Raw genomic sequence first — 14,240 nt, forward strand, 5'->3', positions numbered from 1 at the left:
AATAAGGAAAGACGGACGGCATTTGCCGTCCCGCCTTTCCGGATGCACACCGCCGGGCGTGCATCCGGAAGGGCGGAACAAATGAGGGGAGGATCCCGATAATGGAACCCATTTTAAAGACGGAAAACCTGACGATCCGATTTGGCGGCCACACCGCCGTGGACCATGTGAACTTTACCCTGCCGCCGAACGAATTCAAGTCGGTGATCGGGCCGAACGGTGCCGGCAAGACCACTTTCTTCAACCTGATCAGCGGTGAGCTGAAGCCGACAGAAGGCAATGTGTACTTCAAGGGGCGGCTGCTGGACGGACTGTCCCCTGTAGAAAGGACCAGGCTCGGCCTCGGGCGGTCATTCCAGATCACAAACGTTTTCCCGAACCTGACCGTTTTGGAGAATGTCCGCCTGGCCGTGCAGTCAAGGGAAGGCGTGCGATACAACCCGTTCCGGCACTTTAGTTCATACAAGAAGTTCACGGAGGAATCGATGGAGATCCTGGCGACTGTCCTGCTTGACGGCAAGGCGGACGCCATCGCCAGCCAGATTTCCCACGGAGAGAAGCGGAAGCTGGAAATCGCCATGCTGCTGGCACTTGACACGGAAGTGCTTCTGCTGGATGAGCCGACCGCCGGGATGTCACTGGAAGAGGTACCATCCATCCTGAATGTTATCCGGAAGATCAAGGAAGGCGGTAACAAGACCGTCCTCCTGATCGAGCACAAGATGGACATGATCCTTGATCTGTCCGATTCGATCATGGTGCTGTTCAACGGAAAGCTTCTGGCGGACGGGACACCTGAAGAAATCATGCAGAACGAAACCGTGCAAAATGCGTACCTGGGAGGGATGCCCCATGAGCAGACTGCTCACGCTTGAAAACGTCCACACCCATATCGGCCAGTATCACATCCTTCAGGGGGTCTCGCTGACCGCGGAAGAAGGGGAAGTCACCGTGCTCCTCGGCCGCAACGGCGCCGGGAAGACGACGACGCTCCGCACGATCATGGGGCTTAATCCGGCCACTTCCGGCACGATCCATTATGGCGGGCAGGACATCACGAAGCTGCCGACCTTCTCCATCGCCAACGGCGGCATCGGCTATGTGCCCGAGGACCAGGCGGTCTTTACGACGCTCACCGTAGAGGAAAACCTGAAGGTCGCGATGCGAAAAGAGGACGAAGCGGCAATGGCCCGCCAGGATTATGTGCTGACCCTGTTCCCGGACCTGAAAAAGTTCTGGAAGAAGGAAGGCGGACACCTGTCGGGCGGCCAGAAACAGATGCTCGCGATGGCAAGGGCATTCGTCAACGACAACCGGCTCATGCTGATCGACGAGCCGTCCAAGGGCCTCGCCCCGATCGTGATCGAATCCGTCATGGAGGCGATCCGGGAGATGAAAAAGCAGACGACCATCATCCTGGTCGAACAGAATTTCTCGATGGCTGCCGGTGTCGGCGACACCTACACACTGATCGATGACGGGGAAACCGTCCAGAGCGGGCGCATGGAAGACCTTGTGCGCGACGAAGAACTGAAGCGGACCTATCTGGGAATCGCCTGAAGGGAGGCCATGTAAATGGATCTATTATTGAATCTCACAGTCAACGGGCTGGCCACGGGCATGCTCATCTTCCTGCTCGCTGCAGGCCTGACCCTGATTTTCGGCCTGATGAGCGTCCTGAACTTTGCCCACGGCGGGCTGTTCGCATGGGGAGCCTTCAGCGGCGTCTTCTTCTACGGCGTGACCGGAAGCTTCCTCATCTCCGTCATCGGAGCGGTGCTGACGGGCATCGTCCTCGGCTTCATTACGGAAAAGCTGATCATCAAGCCGGTGTACGGCAACCATGTGCAGCAGATCCTGATTACGCTCGGCTTCATGCTGGTGCTGTCCGAAATGCTGAAAGTGGTCTTCGGGCCGAACCAGATCGCGGCAAAAACACCGGATTACCTGTCCGGAAGCTGGGAGGCGGGCGGTGTCATCCTGATCAAATACCGCCTGTTTATCATCCTCGTCGGGCTGCTCGTGTTCGCCGTCGTCCAGTTTATCCTGAAGCGGACAAAGATCGGGCTGATCGTCAGGGCGGGCGTCCTGAACAAGGAAATGGTGCAGGCGCTCGGCATTGACATCAACAAAGTCTTTCTCTATGTGTTCATGGCCGGCGCGGCACTAGCGGCACTTGCCGGTGCGCTCATGGCTCCGTATTCAGGTGTCGTGTATGCGGAGATGGGACTTGAATTCGCCATACTCGCCTTTATCGTCGTCGTAATCGGCGGGATGGGCAGCTTCCCGGGCTCGCTTCTCGCGGCAATCCTCGTCGGACTGGCCGGAAGCTATATGGCTTATTTCGTCCCGTCACTGTCTCTCGCGGTGAACATGATCCTGATGGCGGTCGTGCTCATCTTCAGACCACAGGGACTCTTTACGGCAAAGGAGGCATGACCGATGATATCCAAACTTCAAGGAAAAAACTTCTGGCTGATCGTCATTGCCGCGGTGCTTGCCGCGTTCCCGCTTTTCTCGGACTCCAGGACGATGACGATTCTGCTGACACAGATCTTTATTTTCTCGATCCTGGCAATGAGCTATGACATCCTGCTCGGTTACACCGGCATCGTCTCGTTTGGCCACGCGATGTTCTTCGGGGTTGGCGCCTATACGACCGCCGTCATTCTCGACCGCATGGAGCCGACGCTCGGCATGTTCCTCCTGTCGATTGCTGCAGGCATGCTGATTGCGGGCATCATCAGTTTTATCGCAGGGCTCCTCACCCTCAGGCTAAAGAGCCACTTTTATGCCATGTTCACGATGGCGCTTGCCGGCCTGTTCCTGGTCGCTGCCGAGAAATGGCGGGCGGTCACGAACGGCAATGACGGATTCACGTTCCGCGCGCCTGAGTTTTTCCAGGACCGAACGATGTTTTATCTGACGGCGCTCGGCTGCCTGATCGTTGTCTATCTGCTTTTGTCCCGCTTTGTCGCCTCGCCGATGGGCCGCGTGCTGATCGCGGTAAGGGAGAATGAGCAGCGGACGGCCTCGCTCGGGTACAAGACCCTCCACTATAAGGTGACGGCGTCTGTCGTTGCCGGTATTTTCGCAAGTCTTGCCGGGTCGCTTTATTCGGTGTCCCTCCGTTTCGTCAACACAAGCGTCATGACGATGGACATCACGCTGGATGCGCTTCTCATGACCATCATTGGAGGGGTGGGCACCCTGATCGGCCCGATCCTCGGGGCCACGGTGATTGAGTTTGCCCAGCATTATCTGTCGGGACTCGCACGGGACTATCCGATTTTCGAGCGGTGGATCATCTTCTTCGGAATTGTCTACATCCTGGCGGTTGTCTTTTTCCCGCAGGGGATCGTCGGCTGGTTCCGGCAGGTCCGGGCGAAGCGCAGCGGGAAGCGTGCGGCTGCCCTGAAGGCAAAGCAGCCGGTCCTGAAGGCGAAAGCGGAAGAGAATGGATAAAGGGGCAGAGCCATGTCAGTCGGAATCTTAAGCACGGGGATGTACATCCCGGAAACCTACTTTGATGCGGAGCAGCTGGCGGAAATGACGGGCATCCCGGAAGAGGTGGTCCGGACCAAACTCGGCATTAACCGGATTCCGGTTCCGGGAAAAGACGATCATACGGCAGCCATGGGGATCCGTGCGGCACGGGAGGCGATCCGGAAGGCCGGGATCGACGCGAAGGAAATTGATCTCATCATCTATATCGGCGAGGAGCATAAGGAATACCCGCTTTGGACCGCCGCAATCAAGATGCAGGAAGAACTCGGGGCCCACCATGCCTGGGGGTTTGACGCGGCAATGCGCTGCGGGACGACCATCATGGCAATGAAAGTGGCAACCGCGCTGATGGAAACAGATCCGGATATCCGGACGGTGCTGCTTGCCGGGGGATACCGCAACGGAGACTTTATCGACTACCGCAATGAGCGGACACGGTTCATGTTCAACCTGGCGGCGGGCGGCGGGGCGATGATCCTCCGGAAGGACCTGGGGCGCAACACCGTTCTGCAGGGAGAAATCATTACGGACGGCTCATTTTCCGAAGATGTCGTCGTGCCGGTCGGGGGAACGATGCAGCCGCTGACGGAAGAATCACTCCGTGACGGCCTGTACCGCCTTGATGTCCTGGATCCGGAAGGGATGAAGATGCGGCTGGAGCAGCGGTCGATGGAGAACTTCCTGAAGGTGATCCGGGGGTCGCTGGCGAAGAGCGGCTATACGGATGCCGATCTCGACTATCTCGGCATTCTCCATATGAAACGGTCCGCCCATGACTATGTCCTCGGCCAGCTCGGGCTGAGAGAAGAGCAGTCTGTCTACCTGAACGACTACGGCCATATCGGGCAGTTCGACCAGATTCTGTCGCTCGAGCTCGCGCAGCAGCAGGGCAGGCTCAGCGACGGGGATGTCGCTGTCCTGGTCAGTGCCGGAATCGGCTATGCCTGGGGAGCCATGACGGTCAGGTGGGGGCCGGAATGATGAGGAGGAAAATTGGATGGCGTTAAAAGAAGTGAAGCTCAAAAACGGGGAGACGATCACCTACAGGGAGCGCCCGGGTGGGGAAGAGGTCATTGTGCTGGTCCACGGCAACATGACGTCCTCAAAGCACTGGGATATCCTGATTGATGCGCTTGATCCTGCTTATACGGTCATTGCACCGGATCTGAGAGGGTTCGGCGGGTCCACTTACAACAAACGGATTACTTCGATCCGGGATTTTTCAGAGGATCTGCATGACTTCACCGGGCAGCTCGGCCTCGATGCATTCAGCCTGGTCGGCTGGTCGACAGGCGGCGCGGTGGCGATGCAGTTCGCGGCGGACCACCCGGAACCGGTCCGGAAACTGGTTCTGCTTGCGTCGGCTTCGACAAGAGGATACCCGTTTTATGGCGTAAAGCCGGACGGTACCCCTGACCCGGAAAACCGCCTGCAGACCATTGAAGAAATCGAGCAGGATGCCGGCAAGACGAAGCCGATGCAGGGGCTGTACGACTCGGGCAACCGGGAAGGGCTGAAAGCGGTCTGGAATGCGGCGATTTATACCAAGCGGCAGCCGGACCCGGATCGCTATAAAGCCTACGTGGACGATATGCTCACGCAGCGGAACCTGGCGGATGTGTACCATGCGCTCAACACATTCAACATCAGCCCCGTCCACAACGGCGTCACAGAAGGGACGGACCAGGCGAAAGATATCCGGGTGCCCGTGCTGGTCCTGCGCGGTGACCGCGACCTGGTGGTCACCCAGACAATGACGGACGAAATTATCGAGGACCTCGGGAACAACGCGGTGTTCGTTTCACTCGAAGAAAACGGGCACTCCCCGCTGATCGATGACCTCGACGGACTCAAGGAATCCATCGAAACATTTTTGTCGGGGAAGGTGAAGCAGCATGAGGCTTGAGGGAAAGACGGCCATTATCACAGGAGGGGCGAACGGGATCGGTCTTGCCGCGGGCAGGCGGTTTGCGGAAGAAGGGGCCAGGGTCATCCTGGCAGACTTTGACGAACAGGCGGGCCGTGAAGCGGAAGAACAGCTGAAGGCTGACGGCCTGGACGTCCGGTTCATCCGTGTAAATGTCGCAGACAGGGAAAGTGTCGACCGGATGGTGGAGGAGGCGCTGAACGCCACCGGCCGGATTGATGTGCTCGTCAACAACGCGGGCATCACGCGCGACGCGACGCTCATGAAGATGACGGCAGAGCAGTGGCAGCAGGTGCTCGATGTCAACCTGACCGGCGTCTTTAACTGTACCCAGGCCGTCGCTGCACATATGACGGAAAGGGGAAGCGGCAAGATCATCAATACGTCTTCGGTGAGCGGCGTCTACGGCAACTTCGGGCAGACCAACTATGCTGCAGCCAAGGCAGCCGTTGTCGGCATGACGAAGACATGGGCAAAGGAGCTCGGCCGCAAGGGCATCAACGTCAATGCCGTCGCTCCGGGATTCACGATGACGGCGATGGTCGCGAAGATGCCGGAAAAAGTGATCGAGCAGATGAAGGGCGGCATCTCCCTCAGGCGCCTTGGACAGCCGGAGGATATCGCCAATGCGTACTTGTTCCTCGCATCGGACGAATCCGCTTATGTGCACGGCCATGTCCTTCAGGTGGACGGCGGCATCATGATGTAACAAAAGGAGGAGAGCGAAATGTACACGGACCACGGATGGATCATGAAGCGGGCGGACATCACACCGGACGGAACGGCACTGATCGATGTACATACCGGGCAGCGCTGGACCTATAGGGAGCTGGCCGGGCGTACGGCTGCCTATATGGAACAGTTCCGCTCGGCCGGTCTCCGGAAGGGGGAACGGGTCGCGGTATTGTCGCATAACCGGATTGATCTGTTCGCCGTCTTGTTTGCCTGCGCGGGCAGGGGGCTGATCTATGTCCCGATGAACTGGCGGCTCAGCGAAAGTGAACTCCGGTACATCGTGTCTGACAGCGGTCCGTCGCTTTTGCTGCACGATCACGAGCACGCCGGCCGGGCAGCCGGGCTGGGCATTCCGGCCGCCCTACTTGATTCCGTTCCGGCAACATCCGTGAACCTCCGTACAGAGCAGGCAGCGGGCCGCCTTGATGATCCGTGGATGATGATTTATACGGGCGGGACGACAGGACGCCCCAAAGGCGTGGTCCTGACATTCGAATCGGTCAACTGGAACGCCATCAATACGATCATAAGCTGGAACCTGTCGGCACGCGACTGCACGCTCAACTATATGCCGCTGTTCCACACCGGCGGCCTGAATGCGCTCAGCCTCCCGATCCTCATGGCCGGGGGCACCGTCGTCATCGGCCGGAAGTTTGATCCGGAAGAGGCGATCCGTGCCCTGAATGACTACCGGACGACCATTTCGCTCTTTGTTCCGACGATGCACCAGGCGATGCTTGACACCGACCTGTTCTGGGAAAGTGATTTTCCCACCGTGGATGTTTTCCTGTCCGGCGGTGCTCCGTGCCCGCAGACGGTGTATGACGCCTACCGGAAAAAAGGCGTCCGGTTCAGGGAGGGATACGGCATGACGGAAGCCGGCCCGAACAACTTTATCATCGATCCGGACACGGCGATGAGGAAGCGGGGCGCCGTCGGGAAAAGCATGCAGTTCAATGAAGTACGCATCCTGGATGCGAAAGGGCGGCCCTGCCGGGCAGGCGAGGTCGGGGAACTCCACCTCCGGGGCCGGCATCTGTTCTCCCATTACTGGAACAACGAAGAAGCGACACAAGAGGCGCTGAAGGAAGGCTGGTTCAGCACGGGTGACCTCGCCAGCCGGGATGAAGACGGGGATTACTTTATCGTCGGCCGGAAAAAGGAAATGATCATCTCCGGGGGGGAGAACATTTACCCTCAGGAAGTCGAGCAGTGCCTGATCGGCCATGACGGGGTCAGGGAAATCGCGGTCATCGGCATCGCAGACCGGAAGTGGGGCGAACGCGTCGTGGCCTTTATCGTCGCGCAGCCCGGGAATATCCCGAAAACAGAGGAACTGCTGAAGCACTGTGCCCAGACGCTCGGCAGCTATAAAGTTCCGAAGGATTTCTTTTTCGTGCAGGAGCTTCCGATAACGGATATCGGCAAGATTGACAAAAAACAGCTGGCCATAATGGCAGAGGAATTGAAAAAAGAAGAGATGCAGCACCCGGGTCAGAGCGGCTGACCCGGGTTTTTGCTGTGCAATTAAAGGGGGCGGCTGACTAATCTTCAAACCCGGCGGTCTAATCTTCAAACTCAGGCGACTAATCTTCAAACTCAGGCGACTAATCTTCAAACTCAGGACACTAATCTTCAAACTCAGGCGACTAATCTTCAAACTCACCATTCTATCGGAAAATGGTGAAGCCCGATCGGATTCCCATCTTTACCGAGCCTTTACGAACTTCAACAGTGGCTTAACATTCCGAAAACAATCGGGCGTTACGATAAAAGCGGAGTTAATCACAGGAGGTGCTTCGGATGAAGGTGGACCTGCATATGCACTCGGTGTTTTCGGACGGAGAACGGACGCCGCGCGGACTGATGGATCTCGCGGCGATACAGGGGCTTACCTGCATCGCCATCACGGACCATGACTCGGTCGGCGCCTATACGGAAGCAAAGGCCCATGAAGAGCGCACAGGCGTCCGGGTGATTCCGGGAATCGAGCTGAACACGTACGGACCGAACGGTGAACTGCACATCCTCGGTTACGGATTTGACCCGGATCATCCGCTGATGAAGGCACACTGCGAGTGGCGCCGGCAGGAGCGGGAGTCCTGGAGCCGGAAGATTGTCCGCCGTCTGAACCGGATGGGCTACGATATCCGATGGGAAGACTGCCGTTCAAAGGCCGAGGGCGGCGTGATTGTCCGGACGCATATTGCCAAGGTCCTCGTGGAGCACCGTTATTTCCATGACGTGGAAGAAGCGTTCGACCGGCTGCTCGCATCGGGAAGCCCGGGTTATTTCGAGCGCGAAACGTTTTCATCAGCAGAGGCAATCGCGCTGATCCATGAGTGCGGCGGCTTCGCCTTCCTCGCGCATCCTGGCATTTACCGGTTCGGCTTCAGCATCGACCGTGTCGCGGATGAAGGGCTCGACGGCATCGAAGTGTATTATTCCGGTCATTCCGAACTGGAGACGGTCCAGTGGTGGGCGGAGTCGGAGCGGCTCGGCCTGCTGAAAAGTGTAGGCAGCGATTTCCACGGAGAAGCGTCACGGAACCCGCAGTTGCCGGGTTCGGTCGATTATGACCAGGAGGACGTCCACGGCTGGATCAAGCAGATCCTGCCTGGCGAGGAGGTGGCCCGATGAGCAGAGGATGGTACGGTTCATCCACACTTTTCTGGGGCGGCACGATCCGCCAGATAGTGGATAAGTTCAGCGCTGCCGGCCTTGGAGGCGTCGAACTCTGGGCGGAGCAGTTCCGCTTTTCCGGTTTCCGGGTGAATAAGGTGAAAGAAGTGCTGGAGGAAGCCGGTCTCGGGCTGACCCTGCATGCACCGAGCTGGGATCTGAACATGTGCTCGCTGAACGAGGGCATCCGTGAGCAGTCCTTATCGGAAATCGAGCGTTCCATCGCTCTTGCCGCAGACCTCGGGGCGGAGGATGTGACGATCCATCCGGGCAGGATTACGGTGAATGAACGCTGGACGGAATGGCATCTCGAGAAAATGCAGCAATCGCTTGACCGGCTGGAGCGGATCGCAATCCGGGAAGGGGTGCCCCTGTCCGTTGAGATGATGGAAGCCAGAGACGGAGAACTGGTCACCGGACCGGAGACGATGAACCGGCTCGTCCGGCATCGTTCGCCGTTTATCACGGTAACCGTCGACACCGCGCATGTGCCGTTCTCGCGTTCCCCGTTTATCGAGATGAATGCGCTCTGCCGTGTGGGCAAGCTCCATGTGAGCGACGCCACGGCCAACCGGTTCCATGTCCCGATCGGAAAGGGCAAGGTGGACGTCAAACCGGCCATCCGGTCAGCGGCCGAACGCGGAATTATCTTGGTGATCGAAGGATTCGATTATCTGGGTGAGTCGGGGATGCTCGAAGAAAACGTGGGCTATCTGAAAAAGAACGGATTGTTCGGATTGGAGGACATCACCTATGAGATTTCTCGTGACGAATGACGACGGAATCTTTGCGCCCGGCCTGGCGGCTGCCGTGGAGGTGCTCCAGCATTTCGGAAAAGTCGCGGTGGTCGCCCCTGATGGGGAACGGAGCGCGACGAGCCACTCCATCACGCTCCGGAAACCGCTGAAGGCCGAAAGGATGACGATTTTCGGCGGCAATGTCCCGGCCTATGCAATCGTCGGCGGCACGCCGGCGGACTGCGTAAAGCTGGCACTTGGCGTCCTGTTTGAAGAAAAGCCGGACTGTGTCGTTTCGGGCATCAATGCAGGTGCGAATATCGGCCGCGACATCCATTACTCCGGGACAATCGGCGGGGCGAGGGAAGGCACGTTGTCCGGAATCCCGGGTGTGGCGGTTTCGCTGGATCGCACGGATGCGGCGGAGCCTGATTTTGGTGCCGCGAAGGGCCTGTTTTATGCGGCACTGTCCAGCCTCAGAAAAGAGGAAGCGCTCGAGGGACTGATGAACATTAACCTTCCCGCCATTCCGGAATCGTCCTGCCCGGGAATCGCGGAGGCGGTACCGGACTTTTCACTCGACCGGTACCGCCATATGACGGCAGACCAGCCGGAGGGCGGGGTCCTCTACTGGCTGCGTGACCGTCAGGCATGGCTCGAACCTTCACGCCCGGACAGTGATTTCCATCTGCTCCGGGAAGGATACATCACCGTTTCGAAGATCGGTCTTGCCGCCGGTCACGAGGAAGAACAGATCACACCGATAGGGGGAAAACAGAGATGAAGATGAAAAAGACGATGCTGACGATGGGCGTTGCAGCAAGCCTGCTTCTTGCTGCGTGCTCGGGAACAGATGCCGAATCGGAGGCGGGCAGTTCAGGAGAAGACGGCGGTGCAGGCGGTACGCTCGACTTTTACACGTCCCAGCCGGACACCGATGCGACGGCATTGGTGAACGCGTTTAATGAACAGCACCCGGAAGTGGAAGTGAACGTCTTCCGGTCCGGTACGGAAGAAGTCATCGGCAAGGTACTTGCTGAGGAGCAGGCAGGCGATATCCAGGCCGATGTCCTGCTCGTTGCCGACAGTGTCACATTCGAAGGCCTGAAAGAACAGGATCTTCTGGAACCGTACGAATCGAAAGAACTCGAAGCGATTCCTGAAGACTTCGTCGATCCGGACCATACATACACGGGAACAAAAGTGATGGCGACCGTCCTCGCCGTCAATACGGACAAAGCGGAACAACTGCCGGATTCTTGGAATGTACTGACGGACACCGCGTCAGAAGAACAGGCGATCATGCCAAGCCCATTGTACAGCGGGGCAGCGGCCTACAACGCAGGGGTTTTCACCCGCCAGGACAACTTCGGATGGGACTTCTATCAAGCTCTGAAGGATAACGGCACTTCCGTCGTCCAGGGGAACGGGGCAGCGCTGAAGGCGGTCCAGAGCGGAGAGAAAACATACGGGATGGTCGTTGACTACATCGTCGCCAATGCGAAAGCGGAAGGATCGCCGGTGGACCTTGTTTATCCTAAAGAGGGCGTCCCGGTCATCACGGAGCCGATCGGCATGATCAAGGACACGGACAATGAAGAAGCGGCAAAGGCCTTCATCGATTTCGTGTTGTCGGAAGAAGGCCAGAAGCTGGCATCGGAGCTTGGATACACGCCGATCCGGACAGGCGTCGACGCACCTGAAGGGCTAAAATCCATCGACGAGATGAACGTCCTGTCCGCGCCGCTTGACGAGCTGAGCAGCGGCCGCGAAGACGATAAGCGCGAGTTCAAGGAACTGTTCGGAGAGTAATGGGGGCGGTCCGATGACACAGATCACCCTGAATGACGGAGGGCGGCAGGCGGCTGGGGCCGGACGCCGCTTTTCTCTGTTGCGTAACGTTCCTTTATGGCTGTCGGTACTGATCGTCACGCTGCTGTTCGTCGTTCCGGTCATCCGCCTGTTTTATATGAGCTTCGTGGAGGAGGGCGGGATGTCGCTCGCCCATTACCGATCGCTGCTCAGTGAATCCGGCACTTGGACGATGTTTCTGAACACGCTGATCGTCACGGCGGGTTCAACGGCTCTTTCTCTTGTGCTCGGCGTGACGACTGCGTGGCTCGCAGCCTACACGGACATCCGGCTGAAAAAGGCGCTGCAGGTGCTGATCCTTCTGCCGTTCATCATTCCCAGCTATATCGTGACGATTGCCTGGACGCAGCTGGCCTCTGACGTCCCGTTTGCGGACATCAACCTGTACAGCATGGGCGGCATCGTTTTTGTTCTTGGTATTACCCACTATCCGCTCGTCCATCTGTTCACGGCGAATGTGCTCCGGCGCATCCCGAAGGAGCAGGAATGGGCTGCCCGGGCGGGAGGGGGCGGCCGCCTCACCGTAATGCGCCGCGTGACATTGCCGCTCGCGCTGCCGGGCATTGTCGGCGGTGCAATGATCGCATTCCTGTCGAACCTCGACAACTTCGGCATTCCGGCGTTTCTGGGGATCCCGGCGAACATCACCGTCCTGAGCACGGCAATCTATCAGGAAGTCATCGGGTTCGGCCCCGGGGCATTCTCCCGGGCGGCTGCGCTGTCGGTTATCCTGGCGATTGTCGCGCTTGCCGGCACTTTGTTCCAATGGCTGCTTCTGAGGAAATCGGCAACAGACGGGACGGCAGCTCCGGACACCGAGCCGAGGGTCCGTCTTGGAAAAAACCGTCCGTTCGTGGAAGCGGTGCTCTGGCTGTTCGTACTCGGTACCGGAATCGTGCCGCTCCTGTCGATGCTGAAGACGTCGGTCATCCGGGCGTACGGTTTGCCGTTCGTGCCGGACAACCTGACGCTCGACCATTACCGGTATGTCCTGTTCGACTACGGCAAGTCGTTTGACGCCATCGGGAACAGCCTGAAGCTGGCGGTAGCCGCTTCTCTGATCTGTCTGGTCTTTGGCACGGCGATTGCCTATTTCCGGACACGCAGGCCGGGAGGGGCGTTGCGTTATATCGAGCTTTCAGTGGGCCTGCCGTATGCGCTGCCGGGCATCGTGCTCGGCCTTGCGATGATTTTCGCCTGGATGGAACCCTTACCCGGATGGAATCCGGGCATTTACGGCACCGCGTGGATCCTGCTGATCGCCTACGTCACAAGGTTCATGGTGCTCCAGATACGCGGCAGCATGACCGCGATGTCACAGGTATCGCCTGACATGGAGGAGGCTGCCCGCATCTCGGGCGCCGGTGCGCTGCAGAAGTGGCGGAAGATCCTGCTTCCGCTTTTGTCCGGCGGCATCCTGAGCGGGGCGTTGCTGGTATTGCTCACTTCGCTCACCGAACTGACCGTCTCGTCACTTCTCTGGTCAAGCGGTTCCGAGACGATCGGCATCATCATCTTCAACTTCGAGCAGGCGGGCTACACGACTCATTCGACCGCCTACTCAGCAGTTGTGCTGGTCCTGATGGGAGCGATTGCCGGACTGGCTTATCTGCTGCTGCGAATCTGGAAAAGGAGGGTGAATACACCATGAAAACAGAACTGGCCGGCATCAGGAAAACCTTCGGAGAGACGGATGCGCTGAATGGCATCAACCTGGAGATCGGCGAAGGGGAGTTTGTTGCCATCGTCGGGCCATCGGGCTGCGGCAAGACGACGCTCCTTCGCCTGATTGCGGGATTCGAGACGCCTTCCGCGGGAGAGATCCGTATGGGCGGACACACGGTCGCCGGACCGGATCACGCCACTCCGCCCGAAAAACGCGATCTTGGCATGGTGTTCCAGTCGTTCGCACTCTGGCCGCATATGACGGTCAGCGAACAGGTGGCCTTTCCGCTCCGCCATCACCGGTTCATCGACCCCGCGCTGAAGCGGGATGCAGCCGGACGGGTGCGGCAGATGCTCTCGATGGTCGGCCTGGCCCAGTACGGCAGCCGCATGCCCTCGGAGCTGTCGGGCGGCCAGAAACAGCGCGTCGCCATCGCCCGTGCGTTGGCACCGAACCCGTCCCTTTTACTCATGGACGAGCCGCTTTCAAGCCTCGATGCCCGATTGCGGCTTGAGCTGCGGAACGAAATCCAGACGATTCACCGCCAGACAGGAACCTCCATCGTCTATGTCACGCACGATCAGGATGAGGCCCTCGCGATGGCCGACCGAATCGTCGTCATGAACGGCGGCAAGATTGAACAGGCCGGGACACCGGAAGAGATCTATTCACGGCCGGATACTCCATTTGTCGCGACGTTCATCGGCAAGGCGAACCTGATACCGGGCGACTGGAGGGACGGCCGCTTCCATCCGTTCGGCAGTACGGAAGTCGCTTGGGCCGTTCCGGATGTCGCACCGGTCTTCCGCGACACCGGCCTTTGCCCGCTCCGTCCTGAACAGCTGGCATTCGGTACCGGCGAAGGCATCCGCGGAACGGTTCGGAACGTGCTTTATCAGGGAAGGGAGATCCATTATACGATCGATGTCGGTCAGCAGACGGTGGACCTGGTGACGGGCCTTGCCGGCCGGCTGTCCGCAGGCGACCCGGTCGTCCTGCAATACCGGCCCATCCCTGTGGGTTCATCCCCGGCAATAAATGAAATGGAATACCGGTGAACATAAGGGCTGTGCCGCAGAGCGGGACAGCCCTTATTTGATTATTCCAGCGAAAA

General features: G+C 58.7%; 14 protein-coding genes. All 14 read left to right on the forward strand.

Features of this window, described 5'->3' with window-relative positions; genetic code table 11:
• Positions 1–101: 101 nt before the first annotated feature.
• The 14 genes from C772_RS00090 (at position 102) to C772_RS00155 (ending at position 14,184) form a co-directional block, all read left to right on the forward strand.
• Positions 102–875, forward strand: a complete 774-nt coding sequence (locus C772_RS00090; protein WP_008296424.1) for an ABC transporter ATP-binding protein — start codon at positions 102–104, stop codon at positions 873–875.
• Positions 853–1,560 carry an ABC transporter ATP-binding protein gene (locus tag C772_RS00095; RefSeq protein WP_008296425.1) on the forward strand — a complete coding sequence of 236 codons (708 nt, stop codon included), beginning with the start codon at positions 853–855 and terminating at the stop codon, positions 1,558–1,560. The genes C772_RS00090 and C772_RS00095 overlap by 23 nt, the downstream gene beginning before the upstream one ends.
• A 15-nt stretch (positions 1,561–1,575) precedes the next feature.
• On the forward strand, positions 1,576–2,439 hold the full coding sequence (locus C772_RS00100; protein WP_008296426.1) for a branched-chain amino acid ABC transporter permease: 864 nt from the start codon (positions 1,576–1,578) through the stop codon (positions 2,437–2,439).
• A 3-nt stretch (positions 2,440–2,442) separates the two neighbouring features.
• Positions 2,443–3,465, forward strand: coding sequence for a branched-chain amino acid ABC transporter permease (locus C772_RS00105; RefSeq protein ID WP_008296427.1), 1,023 nt, complete (start codon positions 2,443–2,445; stop codon positions 3,463–3,465).
• A 12-nt stretch (positions 3,466–3,477) separates the two neighbouring features.
• Positions 3,478–4,488, forward strand: a complete 1,011-nt coding sequence (locus C772_RS00110) for a 3-oxoacyl-ACP synthase (protein WP_008296428.1) — start codon at positions 3,478–3,480, stop codon at positions 4,486–4,488.
• Between the two features lie 16 nt (positions 4,489–4,504).
• Positions 4,505–5,413, forward strand: a complete 909-nt coding sequence (gene phaZ, locus C772_RS00115) for an intracellular short-chain-length polyhydroxyalkanoate depolymerase (protein WP_008296429.1) — start codon at positions 4,505–4,507, stop codon at positions 5,411–5,413.
• Positions 5,403–6,143 carry a 3-oxoacyl-ACP reductase FabG gene (gene fabG, locus C772_RS00120; RefSeq protein WP_008296430.1) on the forward strand — a complete coding sequence of 247 codons (741 nt, stop codon included), beginning with the start codon at positions 5,403–5,405 and terminating at the stop codon, positions 6,141–6,143. The genes phaZ and fabG overlap by 11 nt, the downstream gene beginning before the upstream one ends.
• Positions 6,144–6,161: 18 nt before the next feature.
• Positions 6,162–7,676, forward strand: coding sequence for an acyl-CoA synthetase (locus C772_RS00125; protein WP_008296431.1), 1,515 nt, complete (start codon positions 6,162–6,164; stop codon positions 7,674–7,676).
• 296 nt (positions 7,677–7,972) lie between these two features.
• Positions 7,973–8,809: a PHP domain-containing protein gene (locus tag C772_RS00130; RefSeq protein WP_008296432.1), complete on the forward strand. Its 837-nt coding sequence runs from the start codon at positions 7,973–7,975 to the stop codon at positions 8,807–8,809.
• Positions 8,806–9,627 carry a sugar phosphate isomerase/epimerase family protein gene (locus C772_RS00135; RefSeq protein WP_008296433.1) on the forward strand — a complete coding sequence of 274 codons (822 nt, stop codon included), beginning with the start codon at positions 8,806–8,808 and terminating at the stop codon, positions 9,625–9,627. Before C772_RS00130 ends, C772_RS00135 begins: the two co-directional genes overlap by 4 nt.
• The gene (surE, locus tag C772_RS00140) at positions 9,605–10,372 is read left to right on the forward strand and encodes a 5'/3'-nucleotidase SurE (RefSeq protein WP_008296434.1); all 768 of its coding nucleotides are present in this window, start codon (positions 9,605–9,607) and stop codon (positions 10,370–10,372) included. Before C772_RS00135 ends, surE begins: the two co-directional genes overlap by 23 nt.
• On the forward strand, positions 10,369–11,400 hold the full coding sequence (locus C772_RS00145; RefSeq protein WP_008296435.1) for an ABC transporter substrate-binding protein: 1,032 nt from the start codon (positions 10,369–10,371) through the stop codon (positions 11,398–11,400). The genes surE and C772_RS00145 overlap by 4 nt, the downstream gene beginning before the upstream one ends.
• 13 nt (positions 11,401–11,413) lie before the next feature.
• Entirely contained in the window at positions 11,414–13,111 is a 1,698-nt protein-coding gene (locus C772_RS00150; RefSeq protein WP_008296436.1) for an ABC transporter permease, read from the forward strand.
• On the forward strand, positions 13,108–14,184 hold the full coding sequence (locus tag C772_RS00155) for an ABC transporter ATP-binding protein (RefSeq protein WP_008296437.1): 1,077 nt from the start codon (positions 13,108–13,110) through the stop codon (positions 14,182–14,184). Before C772_RS00150 ends, C772_RS00155 begins: the two co-directional genes overlap by 4 nt.
• Positions 14,185–14,240 lie beyond the last annotated feature (56 nt).

The organism is Bhargavaea cecembensis DSE10 (genome assembly GCF_000348905.1).
GTDB classification, from domain to species: Bacteria; Bacillota; Bacilli; order Bacillales_A; family Planococcaceae; genus Bhargavaea; species Bhargavaea cecembensis.